This is a genomic window from Streptomyces sp. NPDC007907 (assembly GCF_042959365.1).
In the GTDB taxonomy this organism is placed as follows: Bacteria; Actinomycetota; Actinomycetes; order Streptomycetales; family Streptomycetaceae; genus Streptomyces; species Streptomyces indiaensis.
Genome location: NZ_JBIBKR010000008.1, coordinates 62,972 through 80,115, shown reverse-complemented (window position 1 = coordinate 80,115; position 17,144 = coordinate 62,972). Strand labels below are relative to the sequence as shown.

The 17,144-nt window shown below is 73.8% G+C and carries 16 protein-coding genes and 2 pseudogenes; 6 read left to right on the top strand and 12 right to left on the bottom strand.

Annotation, left to right across the window (positions count from 1 at the left end):
* Positions 1-78 precede the first annotated feature (78 nt).
* The 4 genes from ACFZDI_RS29920 to ACFZDI_RS29905 form a co-directional block, all read right to left on the bottom strand.
* On the bottom strand, positions 79-726 hold the full coding sequence (locus ACFZDI_RS29920) for a hypothetical protein (RefSeq protein WP_391254647.1): 648 nt from the start codon (positions 724-726) through the stop codon (positions 79-81).
* A 114-nt stretch (positions 727-840) separates the two neighbouring features.
* Positions 841-1,704 (bottom strand): cytochrome c oxidase assembly protein, encoded by an 864-nt coding sequence (locus ACFZDI_RS29915; protein WP_391254644.1) that lies wholly within the window; start codon positions 1,702-1,704, stop codon positions 841-843.
* Positions 1,704-2,267 carry a DUF2243 domain-containing protein gene (locus ACFZDI_RS29910; RefSeq protein WP_391254642.1) on the bottom strand — a complete coding sequence of 188 codons (564 nt, stop codon included), beginning with the start codon at positions 2,265-2,267 and terminating at the stop codon, positions 1,704-1,706. The genes ACFZDI_RS29915 and ACFZDI_RS29910 overlap by 1 nt, the downstream gene beginning before the upstream one ends.
* 141 nt (positions 2,268-2,408) lie before the next feature.
* A complete protein-coding gene (locus tag ACFZDI_RS29905; RefSeq protein WP_234845700.1) occupies positions 2,409-3,617 on the bottom strand; it encodes a pyridoxal phosphate-dependent aminotransferase in 1,209 nt (402 codons plus the stop codon).
* A gap of 87 nt (positions 3,618-3,704) precedes the next feature.
* Between ACFZDI_RS29905 and ACFZDI_RS29900 the strand changes: the two genes are divergently transcribed.
* Entirely contained in the window at positions 3,705-4,331 is a 627-nt protein-coding gene (locus ACFZDI_RS29900; RefSeq protein ID WP_391254639.1) for a winged helix-turn-helix transcriptional regulator, read from the top strand.
* 67 nt (positions 4,332-4,398) lie between these two features.
* Here the strand turns inward: ACFZDI_RS29900 and ACFZDI_RS29895 are convergent, their stop codons facing one another.
* The 3 genes from ACFZDI_RS29895 to ACFZDI_RS29885 are packed head-to-tail and all read right to left on the bottom strand — an operon-like array spanning position 4,399 to position 7,993.
* Positions 4,399-5,190 (bottom strand): hypothetical protein, encoded by a 792-nt coding sequence (locus ACFZDI_RS29895; RefSeq protein ID WP_391254637.1) that lies wholly within the window; start codon positions 5,188-5,190, stop codon positions 4,399-4,401.
* The gene (locus ACFZDI_RS29890; protein WP_234845697.1) at positions 5,190-6,455 is read right to left on the bottom strand and encodes a VWA domain-containing protein; all 1,266 of its coding nucleotides are present in this window, start codon (positions 6,453-6,455) and stop codon (positions 5,190-5,192) included. Before ACFZDI_RS29890 ends, ACFZDI_RS29895 begins: the two co-directional genes overlap by 1 nt.
* 44 nt (positions 6,456-6,499) lie before the next feature.
* The gene (locus tag ACFZDI_RS29885) at positions 6,500-7,993 is read right to left on the bottom strand and encodes an IucA/IucC family protein (RefSeq protein WP_391254634.1); all 1,494 of its coding nucleotides are present in this window, start codon (positions 7,991-7,993) and stop codon (positions 6,500-6,502) included.
* 101 nt (positions 7,994-8,094) lie between these two features.
* Here ACFZDI_RS29885 and ACFZDI_RS29880 point away from each other — a divergent pair, with 101 nt between their 5' ends.
* On the top strand, positions 8,095-9,627 hold the full coding sequence (locus ACFZDI_RS29880) for an IucA/IucC family protein (protein ID WP_391254631.1): 1,533 nt from the start codon (positions 8,095-8,097) through the stop codon (positions 9,625-9,627).
* A gap of 62 nt (positions 9,628-9,689) precedes the next feature.
* Positions 9,690-10,061 (top strand): (2Fe-2S) ferredoxin domain-containing protein, encoded by a 372-nt coding sequence (locus ACFZDI_RS29875; RefSeq protein WP_234845695.1) that lies wholly within the window; start codon positions 9,690-9,692, stop codon positions 10,059-10,061.
* 51 nt (positions 10,062-10,112) lie between these two features.
* Here the strand turns inward: ACFZDI_RS29875 and ACFZDI_RS29870 are convergent.
* The 5 genes and pseudogenes from ACFZDI_RS29870 to ACFZDI_RS29850 form a co-directional block, all read right to left on the bottom strand.
* Positions 10,113-10,214, bottom strand: a pseudogene (locus ACFZDI_RS29870) (universal stress protein); the annotation flags it as partial.
* A 56-nt stretch (positions 10,215-10,270) separates the two neighbouring features.
* The gene (locus ACFZDI_RS29865) at positions 10,271-11,770 is read right to left on the bottom strand and encodes an amino acid permease (RefSeq protein WP_391254627.1); all 1,500 of its coding nucleotides are present in this window, start codon (positions 11,768-11,770) and stop codon (positions 10,271-10,273) included.
* 96 nt (positions 11,771-11,866) lie between these two features.
* Positions 11,867-12,532, bottom strand: a pseudogene (locus ACFZDI_RS29860) (iron chelate uptake ABC transporter family permease subunit); the annotation flags it as partial.
* A gap of 54 nt (positions 12,533-12,586) precedes the next feature.
* Positions 12,587-13,123, bottom strand: a complete 537-nt coding sequence (locus ACFZDI_RS29855; RefSeq protein ID WP_234845693.1) for a DUF1360 domain-containing protein — start codon at positions 13,121-13,123, stop codon at positions 12,587-12,589.
* Positions 13,116-14,048 carry a Rieske (2Fe-2S) protein gene (locus ACFZDI_RS29850; RefSeq protein WP_234845746.1) on the bottom strand — a complete coding sequence of 311 codons (933 nt, stop codon included), beginning with the start codon at positions 14,046-14,048 and terminating at the stop codon, positions 13,116-13,118. Before ACFZDI_RS29850 ends, ACFZDI_RS29855 begins: the two co-directional genes overlap by 8 nt.
* 526 nt (positions 14,049-14,574) lie before the next feature.
* Between ACFZDI_RS29850 and ACFZDI_RS29845 the strand changes: the two genes are divergently transcribed.
* The 3 genes from ACFZDI_RS29845 (at position 14,575) to ACFZDI_RS29835 (ending at position 17,141) form a co-directional block, all read left to right on the top strand.
* Positions 14,575-15,846 (top strand): cytochrome P450, encoded by a 1,272-nt coding sequence (locus ACFZDI_RS29845; RefSeq protein ID WP_234845692.1) that lies wholly within the window; start codon positions 14,575-14,577, stop codon positions 15,844-15,846.
* A 93-nt stretch (positions 15,847-15,939) separates the two neighbouring features.
* Positions 15,940-16,863, top strand: a complete 924-nt coding sequence (locus ACFZDI_RS29840) for a HipA family kinase (protein ID WP_391254624.1) — start codon at positions 15,940-15,942, stop codon at positions 16,861-16,863.
* Positions 16,860-17,141 carry a SelT/SelW/SelH family protein gene (locus tag ACFZDI_RS29835; protein WP_361110328.1) on the top strand — a complete coding sequence of 94 codons (282 nt, stop codon included), beginning with the start codon at positions 16,860-16,862 and terminating at the stop codon, positions 17,139-17,141. The genes ACFZDI_RS29840 and ACFZDI_RS29835 overlap by 4 nt, the downstream gene beginning before the upstream one ends.
* Positions 17,142-17,144: the final 3 nt, after the last annotated feature.

Here is a 17,144-nt window from a genome sequence, read left to right as displayed (position 1 = left end):
GCTTTCCCTTCTCGCGCCGGGTCTCTCGCACCGGACTCTCGTGCACTGCGCAACGATCCACCGATCTTGGCATGCCCATCACGCCCGGCGCGGCGAAGCCAGCACATACCGGCTCCCGGTGCGCGGCTCGCGGTGCTCGCTCACCTGCCAGCCTGCCCCTTCCAGGGTGGCCGCGCAGGCCCGCAGCGCCTCCCCGTCCGGCTCGTGGACGGCGACGGCCTCCGGCTGCGGGGTCTCCCGTACGCGATAGCCCCCGCCCTCAGGCCCCGCAGGAGCGTGCCCGGCAGCCTCCAGGGCCAGCGCCGCCGCCCGCACCAGGTGCGTACGCTCCCAGCCGCACGGCCGGTCCACGTCCCCGCCCGGGTTGGTCATCCGGCGCAGCTCCAGCAGCCCCTGCCAGGCGCTGTGCACCTCACGGCGCCGGGCGGGACCGGCGGCCGCGGCGGTCTCCTCGCCGCCCACGCGCGCGGCGAACACGCCCGTCGGCTGGGGGGCGTCCCCGGCCCCGGACGCGGCCCCGGCGGCCTCGGGCAGCTGGGTGATGCCCTGCCGCACCCGGTGCCCCTCCGGCGTCAGGAAGTGGTCGTGCGGCGGCCGCGGGTGCCGGAAGGCCAGCCCCCGCTTCACCAGGGCGGTGAGCTGCGCCTCCGTGCCCCGCAGCCGCCCGGTCACGGGATCGGCGGCGTCGATGACACGCCGCTGCGCGGCGGTCGGCGGTCGGGTCACGGCGCACTCCTCTCCGGCCGGCGACGGGCCCAGGGCGCGAGGCTCGACGCCCCCGCCTGCTCGAAGGGGCTCCACACCTGCGCGAACAGGCTCGAAGCCCCACCTGCTCGAAGGCTACGACCCGCCACTGACATTCCGGGCCGGGACGACTCCCCGCCGCGCACCCCGGCCCCACGCACCCCGCGCCGCCGCCCGCCGGGGCTCGGGCCGCCAGGTGGCCACCAACGCGGCGGCCAGCAGCAGCTCGGCCAGGTCGCCGCCGTAGTACATGATCTCCGCACCGCCCTGCACCTGGTCGACGGGCGCGTGGATGTCGACCCAGAAGCCGCCGTACATCAACTGGGAGATCACGGCGTGTGCCGCGATCGCGACGCCGAGATAGACCAGCCGGGCCCTGACCCCCGGCCGGGTGGGGGCCGGGTCGGGTCCGGCGATGGCGTGGGCGAACAGGCATCCGGACAGCAGGAAGTGCGCGTGCAGCAGCCAGTGCGCGGCCGGGTGGGCCGTGGTCGCGTGGTAAAGAGGCGTGAAGTGCAGCACCGCGAGGCCGCCCGCCGAGAGCGCCAGCGCGACCGCCGGGTGGGTGAGCACGCGGGCAGGCGGACTGTGCAGCACCGCGGTCAGGCGCCGGGCCCGGGAGGCGGGCAGGGTGCGCAGCAGGAGCGTGACGGGGGCGGCCAGGACCAGGGCGAGCGGCGCGTACATGCCGATGAGGAGGTGCTGGAGCATGTGCCCGCGGAAGTCCTCGTGGGCGAAGGAGGCCACGGGCGGCAGCAGTGCTGCTCCGAGCAGGAGGATCCCGCCGAGGAAGCAGCCGGTCCGCCACCGGCTCCAGCCGAGGGCGGGATTGCGGTTGCGCGCCCGGCGGACGAGCAGCAGGTAGGCACCGCAGGCGGCGAGCAGCAGGAGCGCGGGCGGCAGCCAGTCCGGGGCGCCGCCGCCCGCGGCGTGTCCGTGCCCGTGCAGGTGGTGGCCCATCAGCCGTGCAGACCCTCATGCCGGCCGGCCGCCGCACCGGGGTCGACCGCCCGGCCGCTGCGCTGGAGCAGGTGGCCGCCGGCGACCAGCAGGGCGCCCAGGACCAGGAAGCCGATGTCCCACCAGACCCGGTCCGCTCCGGCGTGGACGTGGTGGATGCCGAGGACGTGGTGGTCCAGCACGCCCTCCACGAGGTTGAACAGGCCCCAGCCGACGAGCATCCAGCCCCACAGCACCCGGGAGGTCCACACCCGCAGCCGGTCGTGGGTGACCCGCGCGTACAGCACGGCCAGCCCGAGCAGGACCGCGAGCCAGCACACGGTGTGGAAGACGCCGTCCCACACGGTGTTCATCTGCAGGCCGGAGACGGTGTGGGGGTCGTAGTACTTCACCCCGATGCGGTCCTGGTCGGTGCTGGAGAGCATGTGGTGCCACTGCAGCAACTGATGCAGCAGGATGCCGTCGGCGAATCCGCCCATCCCGACCCCGAGCACGATGCCCGGGAGCTTGATGTCCGCCGGCCGTGCCGTGCCGAACCGGGATGCGCCCTGCGTGGTGGCCATCACTCGTCTCCGCTCCTGCCTGGGGGAAGGACCGAAGACGACCTTCCCTTCTGTGCGGCGCTCACGCCCTGCTCTCGGCCCCCGTCCGGCTCAAAGACCCTTTCCGGTCGACCCCGCGGACCGGCGGGAAACGGCCGGCGGCTACTGTCGGTACCCGCCGAGGAACCGCCCGATCCGGCCGATCGCCGCCTCCAGGTCCTCCGCGTGCGGCAGCGTCAGGATGCGGAAGTGGTCCGGAGACGGCCAGTTGAAGCCGGTGCCCTGCACCACCTGGATCTTCTCCCGCAACAGCAGGTCGAGCACGAACCGTTCGTCGTCGTGGATCCTGTGCACCTTGGGGTCGAGGCGCGGGAAGGCGTAGAGCGCGCCCTTCGGCTTCACGCACGTCACGCCCGGGATCTCGTTGAGCATCCGCCAGGCCACGTCCCGCTGCTCCAGCAGCCGCCCGCCCGGGGTGGTCAGCTCGCGGATGGACTGCCGCCCGCCGAGCGCGGCCTGGATGGCGTACTGCGCGGGCGCGTTGGCGCACAGCCGCATGGAGGCCAGCATGGTGAGGCCCTCCAGGTAGTCCTTCGCGTGCTGCCTCGGGCCCGTCACCACCAGCCAGCCGGAACGGAAGCCCGCCACGCGGTAGGTCTTGGACAGGCCGCAGAAGGTGAGGACGACCAGGTCGGGGGCGAGGGCGGCGGCCGAGTGGTGCACGGCGTCGTCGTAGAGGATCTGGTCGTAGATCTCGTCGGCGAAGACCATGAGGCCGTGCCGCCGGGCGAGGTCGAGGATGCCCTCGACGATCTCCTTGGGGTAGACCGCGCCGGTGGGATTGTTCGGGTTGATGATCACGACCGCCTTCGTCCGGTCGGTGATCTTCGACGCCATGTCGTCGAGGTCGGGGTACCAGTCGGCCTGTTCGTCGCACAGGTAGTGGACCGCCTTGCCGCCCGCCAGGGTCGTCACCGCCGTCCAGAGGGGGAAGTCCGGGGCGGGGATGAGGATCTCGTCGCCGTCCTCGATCAGCGCCTGGACGGCCATCGACACCAGTTCCGAGACGCCGTTGCCGAGGAAGACGTCGTCGACGCCGACCTCCAGGCCGAGCGTCTGGTACCGCTGGGCCACGGCACGCCGGGCGGAGAGGATGCCGCGCGAATCGGTGTAACCGTGCGCCTGGGGCAGCATCCGGATCATGTCCTGGAGGATCTCCTCCGGCGCCTCGAAGCCGAAGAGCGCGGGATTGCCGGTGTTGAGACGCAGCACGCTGTGGCCCGCCTCCTCCAGCGCGTTGGCGTGCTCGATGACCGGGCCGCGGATCTCGTAACAGACCTCACTGAGCTTGCTCGACTGCCGGAACTCCATGCGCTGCTTCCCCTCTGGCGACTGGTGCTGCTTGGTTTTACCAAGTACACGCTTGGAAAGTCCAACAACTTGTCTAGACTGCGTCGCATGCCACCTCGCCGAAGCTACGACCAGTACTGCTCCGCCGCCCGCGCGCTCGACGTCGTCGGTGACCGCTGGACCCTGCTGATCGTCCGGGAGCTCCTCGCGGGCCCCCGCCGCTACACCGACCTGCACGCGGACCTGCCCGGCGTCAGCACCGACGTACTCGCCTCGCGGCTGAAGGACATGGAGCGCGACGGTCTCGCGACCCGGCGCCGGCTGCCGCCTCCCGGGGCGGCCTACGTGTATGAAGTCACTTCACGGGGGCGCGAGTTGCTGCCCGTGCTGCAGGCGCTGGGGGAGTGGGGGCGGGCCGGGCTCGGCGAGCGCCGGCCGACGGACGCGGTGCGGGCCCACTGGTTCGCGCTGCCTCTGCTGCGCCTGCTGGACGGCGAGGGGCTCGTCGAAGTCCGCCTGGAGGAAGGCCTGTTCCATCTGTACGCCGGTGCCGAGGAGGGCCCCGTGTACGGCGACGGCCCCGCCCCCCGGGAACCGGACGCCCGGGTGGCCCTCGACACGGCCACGTGCACGGCCGTAGCCCGGGGTGAGCTGAGCCTGACCCGCGCCGTGCGCGAGGGGCGGGTCGCGGTGAGCGGCGAGGGCACGCTCGCCAAGGCGCTGCGCGAGACATGACAGAAGGCCCGCGGGCAGCGGGCCTTCTGTGCGGCAGGCAGGTGAGGATCGGGCAGGTGTGAGACGGTCAGGCCGCCGGCGGCACCCGGGACGGCCGTCCCGTCCCGCGGGTCAGGGCGTACCCGCCGACACCCGCCAGCGCGGCCAGGATCCCGCCGACCGCGGTCCACACCCACCGGTCCGACCACCAGCCCGACGTCCAGCCGTCCTCGGGTTCGAGGCCGGCCAGCACCGCCGCGTCCTGCTGCTCCTCCTCGGGCTTGGAGGCGATCCCCGGCACCAGCGGCTCGGCGAGCGAGCCGTCCACCGCCGCCGATCCGCCGACGTCCTCGGAGTCCGCCCGCACCTCGGTGCCGACCGGCAGGCCGAGGTCGGCGGTGGCGACGCCGACGGGAGTCACCCGGATGTAGTACGTACCGGGCAGCGGGTCGTTCGCCCACGGCTCCGACCAGGCGCGCACGGTGCGCAGCACACAGGCCAGCTCCACGGAGGAGGCGTCCGCCGCCGCGGTGCGGGTCTGCGCCCCGTACTGGCAGGCCTGACGGCGGCGCAGACCGTCGTAGACGTCGATCTGCCAGGTCTGGGCGGCGTGCGTCTCCGGCAGCTTCACCGTCGCCCGGACCGTGGGGCGCTGTCCGGTGTCGGCGGGGAAGGACCAGTACAGGTAGTCGCCGGTGGAGCCGCTCGCCGTGGCCCGCTGACCCTGTTCGATCTCGGTCGCCGTACGGAACGACGTGCCGGCCTGCGTGGGGGCCGACGAACCGTCCTGCGACGGGCTCGGTGAGGCGTCGGCGGCGGCCGGGCCGGCCGCCACGCCCACGGTCAGCAACGCCGCGCTCAACGCTCGTATCACTCGCATCAGTTGGTCCTCCAGACCGCGACCCGCCAGCGCGACAGCCAGCCCCAGACGAGACCGGCGAGGAAGCCGGCGAGGATCAGCACGCCCAGCAGCCACCAGCCGCGGCCCAGGCCGAAGGCGGCGACATCGCCCGCCTGGTCCGGGGCGTCCACCACGTCGACCGTCAGCTCCAGCGGCAGACCGGGCGTGGTCTTCACGCCGGAGGCCGGGGAGAAGGAGTGCGACACGGCGAGGCAGACCGCCTCCGCGGGGGCGTCCTCGTCGTCGCTGTCGGCCTTCGGGTAGCGCAGACCCGTCGAGAGCACGTCCGTACGACCGGTGCCGGCCGCCTCGCCGCGCACGATCTCGCGGCCCTTGGACGTGACGGCCCGCAGCAGCACGCCATGGCCCGGGTTCACCGCCCGGTCCGCGCCGACGCTCACCGACGCGCGCAGCTCCTGGCCCGGCCGCACGTCCACCCGGTAGAAGCGCTGCTGCCCGAACTCCTCACGGTCGGTGTACAGACCCGACTTCAGCGTCGGTGCGGCGGAGCACCGGTCGGCGCCCTCGGCCGGCACCGGCGTCACCACCGGATCGGCCGCGCGGTCCACCAACTGGTTGACCTTGTCGGTGAGTTCGTCCTGGTGCTCCACCGAGGTGTAGGTGCCGCCGGTGGCCTCGGCGATGCAGCTCAGCTGCCGGCTCAGCTTGGCGGTCGGCACCAGGCCCAGGGTGTCGATGGTCAGGCCGATGCCCTTGGCCGCGATCTCACGGGCCACCTCGCACGGGTCGAGCGGGGCGCAGGTGTCCTCGCCGTCGCTGATCAGCACGATGCGCTTGGAGCCGTCGCCACCCTCCAGGTCGTCGGCCGCCTTCAGCAGGGCCGGACCGATCGGCGTCCAGCCCGTGGGCGTCAGGGTGGCGACGGCCGTCTTGGCCTCGGTGCGGTCGAGCGGGCCGACCGGATAGAGCCGCGCGGTGTCCTTGCAGCCCGTCTTCCGGTCGTTCCCGGGGTAGTCGGCGCCGAGCGTGCGGATGCCGAGTTCGACCTCCTCGGGCGTCGCGTCGAGCACCTCGTTGAACGCCTGCTTCGCGGCGGCCATCCGCGACTGGCCGTCGATGTCCCGGGCCCGCATGGAGCCGCTCACATCGAGGACGAGGTCGACCTTGGGGGCGTCCTGGCCCGTGGGTTCACCGGCGGCCGCTCCGGCCGGGAAGGCGAGCCCGGCCGTCAGCGCGGCGAGCAGGGCACAGACCCCGGACGCCAGCCGTGTTCTTGTGATCATCGCCGGATCCTATTGATGACCCCCTTCCGGTTCCAAAACGGGGTTCAGCGCAGCGGATTGGGCAGTTCCGCCCACTGGTCCCCGGGCATGTGCGGCGAGAGCCGCATCAGCGTCAGCGCCTTGGTGGGCAGGGGATCCACATACAGCGCCGCGAGGTCCGGGCTGCGCGGCAGATCCCGTACGGCCGTCTCCAGGGCCGCGCCGAGGGCCGGGCCCGATCCGGCCGTGCCGGCCAGCGCGCCCGCCACGAGCGACCCGAACAGCTTGCGACGGAGCGCGCGTACGTCGTCCGTGACCATCCGGGCCGGCAGGTCGGGCACCGTGATGCCGTGCCGGGCCAGACGCGCCGGGCTGACGCGGATGTCGGCCAGGTCGCGGTAGACCAGCCGCAGCGGTTCGCCCGCCGCCGAGAGGACCACCAGCAGGTTCTGGCCGTGCGCCTCCAGGGCCACGCCCAGCTCCAGCAGCCGCAGCCCGACGGTCAGGGCGAGCCGCGCGAAGCGGGCCAGCCAGGCGGGGGAGCCGGGCAGGTCCGTGGTGGCGAGCGCCGCCACCGGCAGCACCCGCTCACCGCTGCCCGCGTACGTCCGCGGGGACTCCCGCAGGACGGCCGCGAAGTCCGGGGAACCGGCCGCCGCCGCGCCCAGGGTGCGTGTGATGTGCAGCAGACCGTCCGTGCGCGCCGCGGGCACCCCCGCGAAGTCCGACAGCAGCGCCGACGCGGCGACCGAGGGCAGGGAGATGTCGCGCACCGAGGACGTCAGACGGGCGCTCAGCGAGGTCTTCACCTGCGGCCCGCCGGGCAGGGCCAGTGTCCGCAGGGACATCAGCGGATGCGCGGGCCGCCCCTGCTCGCACGTCCGCTTGAGCACGTGCGCCGCCTGCCACGGGTGCACCGGCAGCACCACCCGCCCCCCGTCCCGCAGCTCGCCCGGCCACACGCCCGTCACCAGGCACTCCTCCTCCGGTACCGGCACCAGCCCCAGCTCCACGACCGGCCGGTGCTCCGGCCCGTAGGCCAGCTGCTCGGCCACCGAGAAACCGGGCCGGGAGCGGCACGTCGGATGGAACGGATGCCCGTCGACGATCCGCTGCTCCCACTCCCAGTCGCTCTCCGGCCAGCCGTCCCGGACGCCCTCCTGCCCGGCCCTCGACAGCGCCAACGAGGCGACACTGTGACCGAGTTCGGCGGCGAAGGAAGCGGAGTGCGGCACCCCCAGACCGGTCATCAGCCGGGCCGGGTCCGCGTAGGCGGTGTCGTCGAGCCGTACGGCGGTGACGTATGCCTCGGTCGCGTACGGATCCAGCCGGGGGCCGTGCAGGCGGCGGCCGTCGGACAGGGACAGCGTCAGACCGTCCCCGGCCCGCTCCCGGCCCACGACCCAGGGCAGCGGCTCGTGGGCGAGACCCCGCCACAGCCTGGACAGCACGGCCGCCCGGGCACCGGGCAGTTCGGCCTCGTACCGCGGCAGGAGACCGGGCCGTACGACGGACAGCTCGTCGGCCACCTCGGCCTCGGCGGTGGGGAGACGGTGCACGGGCGGGCTCCTCGGGTACGAATAGGGACGTCACAGCGGAACGGCGACGACCGACATACTGATCATCGCCGCCCGGCACGCTGGAACGACCCTAGGGACGAGTGGAACGCGTGGACCTCATGCCCCCGCCCGCCGACGACGACTCGGCCCACGGTGCCGACCCGGACACCGGGTGCCTCGCCGACGCCCGCGCCGCCGTGCCGTTGCTGAACTGCCTGCTGCGGGAGGTGGCCCGGCCGGTCCGCCGGGAGGGCGACCATCGCGTCCACCGGCTGCCCTCGGACCGGCTGCTGCGGGTGCGCGGTACCCGGCGGCCCGTCGAGCCGGAGATCGAGGCGGCCGGTACCTGGCACCGCCTCGATCACACCGAACTGGTCAAGCTCGTCGCCGAGGAACTGCGCCGGTACACCGGGCTGTCCAACCACGAACTGTTCGCCGAGATGCTCGACAGCCGGGACGTCGTGGCCGCCCTGCTCGCCGCCCGCGCCCGGGCCACCCCGCCCGACGACCTCTACCTGCGCTCCGAGCAGTCCCTCCTGACCGGCCACACCCACCACCCGGCCCCCAAGGCGCGCGGCGGCGGCCCCGAGACCGAGTGGCTGCCGTACGCGCCCGAGGCGTACGCCCGCTTCCCGCTGGTGCTGCTCGGCCTGCGCGAGGACACCGTCGTCGACGAGGGCGACACCTCCGCCCTCGACGCCCTCGGCGCGGCCCCGCCCGGCTACCGGCTGCTCCCGGCCCACCCCTGGCAGCTGGACCTGGCCGCGCGAGAACTCGCCGGGGCGTTCGCGGACGGCAGGCTGATCCGGCTCGGCACCACCGCCTTCGACGCCTGGCCCACGGCGGCGATCCGCACGCTCTACACGCCCGAGTGGGACCTCTTCCTCAAGTTCAGCCTGGACGTGCGCATCACCAACGACATCCGCCGCCTGTGGCGCCACGACCTGCTCGCCCTGCGCAGGACCGACGCGGCCGTGTGCGCCGCCTTCGCGGCGTGCGAGGGGCCCTCGGCGTGGCTCGGCGACCGCGGTTACCGCACCGCCGGCTTCGCTTTCGAGGCCCTGGCCGTCCTCGTCCGCGACGGCTTCGGCGGCCGCCTCCTGCCCGGTGCGGCCCCGGTGCTCGCCGCGGCTCTCGTCGAGGGCTTCGACGACAGTCCGCTCGACCGCGCCGCCGACCCCGGTGCCTGGTGGACCGCGTACCTCGCCCAGGTGGTGCCCCCGGCGCTCACGGCGTTCGCCGAGCACGGCGTCGTCATCGAGGCCCACCTGCAGAACACCCTGGTCGCCGTGGACGCCGACGGCCTGCCGGTGCAGGCGCTGTACCGGGACGCCGAGGGCGTGAAACTCCTCGCGGACGTGCCGCGGCAGGCCGGCTGGGAGCGGCTCGTGTACTGCCTGGTCGTCAACCACCTCATCGAGATCGCCGGCGCCCTCACCGAACGCCATCCCGGGTTCGACCCCTGGCCCGCGGCCCGCCGCGAGTTCGCCCGGCACGACCTCCCCGAGATCCCCGCCCTGCTCGCCTCGCCGACGCTCCCCGCGAAGACCAACCTGCTGCTGCGCTGGACCGGCGCCGACGGCGCAGACGCCCGCTACCGCCCCCTGCCCAACCCGCTCGCGCAGAACACCTGACGCACGGGGCCCGGCGCCCGCATGGAAAGATGATCACAACGGTCAGCGAGGGAGGGGGCGGCATGTCCGCGACGCCTGACGCAGGGGTCCCCTGCCGCATCGTCGTCTGCCGGGACTGCTGCTGCGGCAGCCCCAAGGTCACCGGCGTCGACCACACCGCCCAGACCGAGCGCCTGCGCGAGGCCGCGCCGGTGCGGATCTCCGACTGCCTCGACGTCTGCGATCAGGCCAATGTCGTCGTCGTCCGGCCCTCCGCCGCGGGCCGGGCCGCCGGGGGCCGTCCGGTGTGGCTCGGACTGGTCAACGACCCGGCCGCCACCGAGGACGTCGTCTCCTGGGTGCGCGAGGGCGGCCCCGGTGTGGCGCCCCTGCCGGACATCCTCGGCCTGTACGTCTTCAGCCCGCGCACCGCACGCGCCGCCGACGGCTCATGAGACAGGGCTCACGACAGGGCCGCAGGACTCGGCCGGTGTGACGGAGCCTCATCACTTCGTCGCCGGCCCACAGAGCACCGGCACGCTCGACAGGTGCAGCAGCTTGTACGGGGTCGAGCCCGGCAGCGCCCCGCCCACCGGGCTCTCGCCCCACGCGCAGGGCGTTCACAGCGCCCGGGACCCCTCGAAGCCGGGGACCACCGACCTCTTCAGGACTCCTTGCCGTCGACGAGGGACGGGTCGACCACGCTCGGGTGTTCCGACCAGAAGGCGGGCGCCATCAGCCGCCGCACGACCATCAGGATCACGCCGGCGACGACGATGCCGATGCCGATGACGAGCGGCGGACCGATCCCGAACCACGAGACGCCGCTGTAGGAGTTGTCGGGGTCGGACATGTCCGCCACGGACTCCGCCAGCAGCCAGGCCAGCAGCCCCGCGCCGATCAGCGGTCCGAGGCCGATCAGGAGGAAGTTGTGCACACTGCGGGTCAGTTGGCGGCGGTAGTAGACCGCACAGGCCACACCCGTCAGGGCGTAGTAGAACGCGATCAGCAGCGACAGGGCGGTGAGGGAGTCGAAGAGGGCGTTCTCGCTGAGATGGAACAGGACGAGGTACCAGACGATGGCGATGCCCGCGACCCACCAGGTGCTCACCGCGGGGGTGCGAAAGCGCGGGTGGATGTGGCCGAAGCGCGAGGGCAGCGCGTACCGGCGTGCCATGGACAGGCCCGTGCGCGAGGCCGGGATGATCGTGGTCTGCGTGGAGGCCAGCGCGGACGTCGACACCGCCAGCAGCACCACCCAGTCCCAGCCGCCCATGGCCTCCTCGGCGAGCTGCGCGAAGACGAACTCCTCCTCCGCCGCGTTCTCGGCGAGGTAGTCCGTGCCCGCGTAGGCCACGACCGCGAAGGCGACCGCGACATAGGTCACCAGCAGCAGCACCGTCGACCAGACGGCCGCCTTGCCGGGGGCGGTGGCCGAGTCCTCGACCTCCTCGGTGAGGTTGACCGCGGACTCCCAGCCCCAGTAGATGAAGACGCCCAGCAGCAGGGACGCGGTCAGTGACGCCCCGCCCGCCCCGAACGGGTCGAGCCAGTTGAGCTCCGGATCGATGGCGTCGAGCGTGCCGGTGCCGGCGTAGACGCGGTAGAGCGCCACCGTGGCGAAGGCGAGCAGACAGGCGACCTGCGCCAGGATGAGGACGTTCTGCACCTTCGCCGACAGCTCGGTGCCGATCACGCAGACGGCCGTCATCACCACGATGAGAAGCACCGTCAGCACCTGGCGGACCACGTCGTTCCCGGCCCAGCCGTCCAGGCCGACGGCGAGCAGGAAGAACGTCACGGCCACGTCCGCGAGCGAACCGACGACCAGGACGCCCGTCATCGTGATGGCCCAGCCGCCGAGCCAGCCCGCCCACGGCCCCATGGCACGGGTGACCCAGGAGAACGTCGTGCCGCAGTCCTGGTCCACCTTGTTGAGGTAGTAGAACGCCGAGGCGATCAGCAGCATGGGCACGAACGACGCGAGCATCACACCGGGCGCGTAGATGCCGACCAGCGCCACGACGGGACCGATCACCGCCGCCACGGAGTACGCGGGGGAGGTCGAGTTGAGCCCGATGACCAGCGCGTCGACGAACCCGATGGCGTCCGGCTTCAGGCTCGCCTCCGGCGGCGGGCCCGAGTCCGTCACGTCCTTGGCCATGCTCCCCCGCTCCGTTGTGCGTGCATCCATACAACAGGCACTTTTCGGGCGAGTCGGGCATTGATGACTCTTCAGGGCTTCATGTCGTCCAGGGCTTCATGTCGCCTTCCGGCCGCGCACCAGCAGGTGCAGGAAGTACGGCGTGCCGACGACCGCCGTCATCAGCCCGGCGCCCAGCTGGGCGGGCGCGATCACGGTCCGGCCGAGCAGATCGGCGGTGCAGACCAGCGCGGCGCCGAGCAGGACCGCGACGGGGACGACCCGCACAGGCCGTCGGCCCACCAGGGCCCGGACCGCGTGCGGGGCCACCAGGCCCACGAAACCGATCGTGCCGGCCGAGGCGACGGCCTTCGCCGCGAGCAGCACGCCCACCACCGGGAAGCCCAGCCCGGCCGGGGGGAGTCCGAGGCCGAGCAGCCGCGGGGTGTCCTCGTCCAGGGAGACGAGGTCCAGCTCCGTACGCCGGGCGACCGCGACCGCCAGGCCCAGCGCCAGCACGAGCGCGACGGGCAGCAAGTCCGCCGTGGTCCGCCCGTACGTCGAACCGGACAGCCAGGGCAGCGCCTTGGTGGCGTTGAACGGGTCGGTGAGCACGATGAGCAGGCTGATGGGGGCCGAGGTGCCGGAGGCCATGCCGATCCCGCCGAGGACCAGCCGGTTCTGCCGGTAGCCGCCCCGGGCGGAGAGCCCGAAGACGACCGCGGAGGCCAGTGCGGCGCCCGCGAACGCGGCGCCCGCGATGCCCCACGACCCGACAAGGGGGTGCGGCCACCGAACTCCCGGCGGGACGGCGCTCGGCCTCCTCGTCGGTCGTCGTCAGTCCTCGCCGGTCGCCCGGTCCATCAGCGCGCCGTACGCCAGTTGCAGCGTGTCCGCACCGGCCAGGGCGGTGAGGGTGCCCATGGCCGTACGGGTCGCGCGCGGCCACAGCACCTGGCCGGCGGTCAGGGCGGAAGCGACCCAGACGCTCATGCAGAACGGGCAGGTGGCGAGCTCGCCGACGGTGTGCTTGCCGCTCTCGGGCTGCGCCTCCTCGTGTAGCTCGGCGGGACCCTGCGGCCCGACGTACCGGGTGAACGGGGCACGGAGCGGGCTGGTCACCGATGCCTTGCTGAGCAGCCGGCTGAGCCGGAAGGTGGCCACCGAGGTCAGGACCACGTCCCACGGCTCGGGCCGCTCCGGCAGCGGGCGCCCGCTGCGTCGTACCGCCGTGGCCCAGGCTGCCGTGAACGCCGTGAAGCCCGTCATGGCCGCGAGATAACCGCCGAGCGGACGGTCGTGGCCCGCCGCGTAGGCCCGGCCGGTGCGCTGGAGTGCTCCGCGCAGCCGCCGCGCAAGGCGACTGTCAGCCATGGTCGCCGCGCCCATGGGCCGCCCCCGATCGCGTTTCGTTCCCTCGTGGGGCGGGCTCCCCGCCGTTCTGATGACGCAGCCGCACCTCGACATGGCCGTCGACGACCCGCGTCTCGAAGGACGGCTGGGGTGCGGTGGCCGGTCCGCGGACGTTCCAGCCGTCCGAGAGCCGGAAGACACTGCCGTGCCACGGGCACCGCACACATCCGTCGGCGACCGTGCCCTCGGACAGCGGCCCCGCGAGGTGGCTGCACCGCTCGGCGAGCGCGTGGATCTCCCCGCCGCTCTCGCGCACCACCAGCACCGGCACGTCGTCCACGCTGCGCCGCACCGGCTCACCGGCCGGGAAGTCGGCCACGGCCCCGATCCGGTGCCAGCCCCGGGAGACGACGTTCGGGACCTCCTCGGCGTGGTTGGCGCCGGACGCCTGCCGGTAGGCCAGGTGGCCGCCCAGCATGCCGCCCAGTCCGACCGCGGTCAGCCCCAGGAAGCCGTACGCCCGCCCCGCCGTCTCGCGTCCCCGGGCACGGCAGACGAGCGAGGTGGCGTACAGGCTGACGGCCGCCGTGTTGGACAGGGCGTGCACCAGTCCGACGCGCTGCTGCGGGCGGTGCAGCTCCGCCCAGTCCACCCAGCCCGCCAGGGCCGCGGGAGCCGCGGCGCCCAGTCCGACCCCGACCAGCAGCCGCGCCTCGCGCGAGCGGCCGGGCCGCAGGTCCAGGACGGCCGCGGACAGCCAGCTCCCGATCGGCACCTGCACCATCAGCGGATGCACCGGGTGGCCCAGCCACCTGCCGTGCAGCAGGTCCCTGCCGGACCGCAGGGGCAGCGCCCGCACGCCCTTGCGGAGCGTCTCGATCAGTCCGTCGGCCCTTGAGTCCCGCTCAAGGCGGTCCAGCAGCCACAGGACCCGGTTCTGCCGCATCAGCCGGCGAGGTGGGGGTGCGCTCATGTCCCGCCGGGTCCCCACCGCCACCGGCCACAAACGGAGCGGGTGGGTGACATGCCTGGTCGTCGTCCCGTCGAAGAGCCGTCGTCCCGCCGGGGGCAGGGCGGACCCCGCTGCCGCCGACCGTAGGCGGGCTCCCGCCCGCGCGGGAGGGCGAACGGGATACCCGCACCCGCGCACGTCGGCCCCTGACCACCCGCCCCCGCCCGTGAACCCGCAGTGTCCGCCCGCGAGCGCGAGGGCCTGTGAACACCCCCGGCCGCGCCCGACGGCCGCGGACCACCCCCTTGTGTGGACCCCCACGGCACCCGCCCCCGCACGGCACCCGCCCCCGCGCGCGACGGCCTGTCCACACCCACGCTCGCGCACGATGGCCTCTGAACCGCCCGCCCGCGCGCGTGAACCCGCGGCGCACGCCCCCGCGCGCGGGGCCCGTGAACACCCGCGCCCGCGCGGGTGTCGGCCGCGTTTCCCGGCTGGGCCCGCGGGCACTCGCCGCGCCATGACATCAGGCCGCCGCCCACTGATCGCCGACAGCTCCCTCGCCCTCCTCGCCAAGGGATACACGTGGCTGCCCGACCGGAGGCGCCGCACCACCGCCCCGCTCGTGCGCACCCGGCTCATGGGACAGCCGGCCGTCGCCCTGCACGGCCCCGAGGCGGTGCGCTTCTTCTACGACGAGCGGCACGTGGAACGCCGGTCGGCGCTGCCCGGACCGGTGCTGAGCACACTGTTCGGGCACGGCGCCGTGCACACCCTGGACGGGGCGGACCACCGCGTGCGCAAGGAACTGTTCCTGTCCCTGCTCACCGGCGCGGAGGCGGTCGCCGGCCTGGTGGACCGCGTCGCCGCCGCATGGGACGAGGCGGTGGAGTCCTGGTCAGGCCGCCGGGTCGTGCTGTTCGACGAGACCAGCCGCGTGCTCACCCGCGGCGTGTGTCAGTGGGCCGGCATCGTCGTCGAGGACGTCGGGCCACTGGCCCGGGACCTCGTCGCCATGGTCGACGGCTTCGCCACGCCCGGGCCGCGCCACTGGCGGGCCCGCCGGGCACGGGCCCGCTGCGAGACCTGGCTGGGACGTCTGGTCGAGGACGTACGCACGGGAACCGCCACCGCGCCGGCCGGGTCGGTGCTGGAAGGGGTCGTCCGGCACCGGGACGCCGACGGGCGGCTCCTCGACCCGCACACGGCAGCCGTCGAACTGCTCAACGTCATCCGCCCGACCGTCGCGGTGTGCTGGTTCGTCACCTACGCGGGGCACGCGCTGCGCCTGCGGCCGGACCTGCGGGACCGTCTGACCGGCGACGACCCCGCCCACGCCGTGGCGTTCGCCCACGAGCTGCGGCGCTTCTACCCCTTCGCGCCGTTCGTCGGCGGCCGGGCCGTCACCGATCTGGAGTGGCGCGGCGAACCGATCCCGGCCGGCACGCTGGTCCTGCTCGACCTGTACGGGCAGAACCACGACCCGGCCCTCTGGGCCCGGCCGTACGCCTTCGAACCCCGGCGGTTCCTCGAGCGGCCGCCCGAGGGCGACGAACTGATCCCCCAGGGCGGCGGCGACCGGACCACCGGCCACCGCTGCCCCGGCGAGGACGTCACGATCGCGCTGCTGCGCGCCCTCGTACCGCGACTGGCCCGCCTCGAGTACGAGGTGCCCGACCAGGACCTGCGCATCCCGCTGAACCGCATGCCGACCCGGGTCCGCAGCGGCTTCGTCATGGACGCGGTCCGGTCGCCGGCGCCTGCCCGGCCGGCCACCCCCGCGGCATCCTGACGCCGGGCGGGCCCCCGGCGGCGGGGTCCCGCCCGGCCCGTCCCGCCCGGTTACCATGGCCCTTCGGATTCTGCCCTCCGTGGAGCCTGGACCATGCTGAGAGAGGTCACCGCGACCCGCTACGTCGAACCCCTGCGGTCCGGCGGATCGGTCCCCGGAGTCGTCGAGGCGGACGACCTCGGCACGTACGTCGTCAAGTTCACCGGCTCCGCGCAGGGCCGCAAGGCGCTCGTCGCCGAGGTGATCGTCGGGGAACTGGCCCGCGCCCTCGGCCTGCGCTTCCCCGAGCTGGTCCTGGTGCACTTCGACCCCGCCATCGCCGACGACGAGCCGCACCAGGAGGTGCGGGGCCTGCACGCGGCCAGCGCGGGCGTCAACCTCGGCATGGACTACCTGCCGGGCGCCCGGGACCTCACACCGGAGCTCGCCCGCGTCTTCCCCGTCGATCCGCTGGAGGCGGGCAGGATCGTCTGGCTCGACGCGCTGACCGTGAACGTCGACCGCACGGTCCACAGCTCCAACCTGATGCTCTGGCCCACCCTCGGCGTCACGCCCCCGAGCCTGTGGCTGATCGACCACGGCGCCGCCCTCGTCTTCCACCACCGCTGGGACGGCTCCGACGGTTCCGACCCGGCGAAGGCCTACGACTTCAGGCACCACGCCCTCGGCCACCACGCCCCCGACGTGCGGGCGGCCGACGCCGAACTGGCGCCCCGGGTCACCGAGGATCTGCTGCGGCGGATCCTCGCCGAGGTCCCGGACGCCTGGCTGGCGGACGAGCCCGGCTTCGCCACCGCCGACGAGGTGCGCGCGGCCTACGTGGCCTACCTCCACGCCCGCGTGCGGTCCTCCGCGGCCTGGCTGCCCACCGACTTCCCCAGCCGGGAGGAGCTCGCCGCCGAGGAGGCCCTGAGGACGGCGAAGAACCAGCAGGGACGCCCCGCGTGGCTCCGGCAGGTCCCCGACCTGCACGGCAAGCCCGCGGCCCGGCAGGACTGGTCGGTGCACCTCGGATGAGCGACCGCGTCGAGATCGAGTACTGCACGCAGTGCCGCTGGCTGCCCCGCGCGGCCTGGCTGGCGCAGGAGTTGCTCACCACGTTCGAGGCCGAACTGACGGAACTGGCCCTGAAACCCGGTACGGGCGGGGTGTTCGTCGTCCGCGTCGGCGACGAGGTCGTCTGGGACCGTCGCACGCAGGGCTTCCCGGAGCCGACGGCCGTGAAGAAGGCCGTACGCGACCGAGTGGCCCCGGGGAAGTCCCTGGGCCACTCGGAGAAGCCGTCCGCGGGCTGAGTC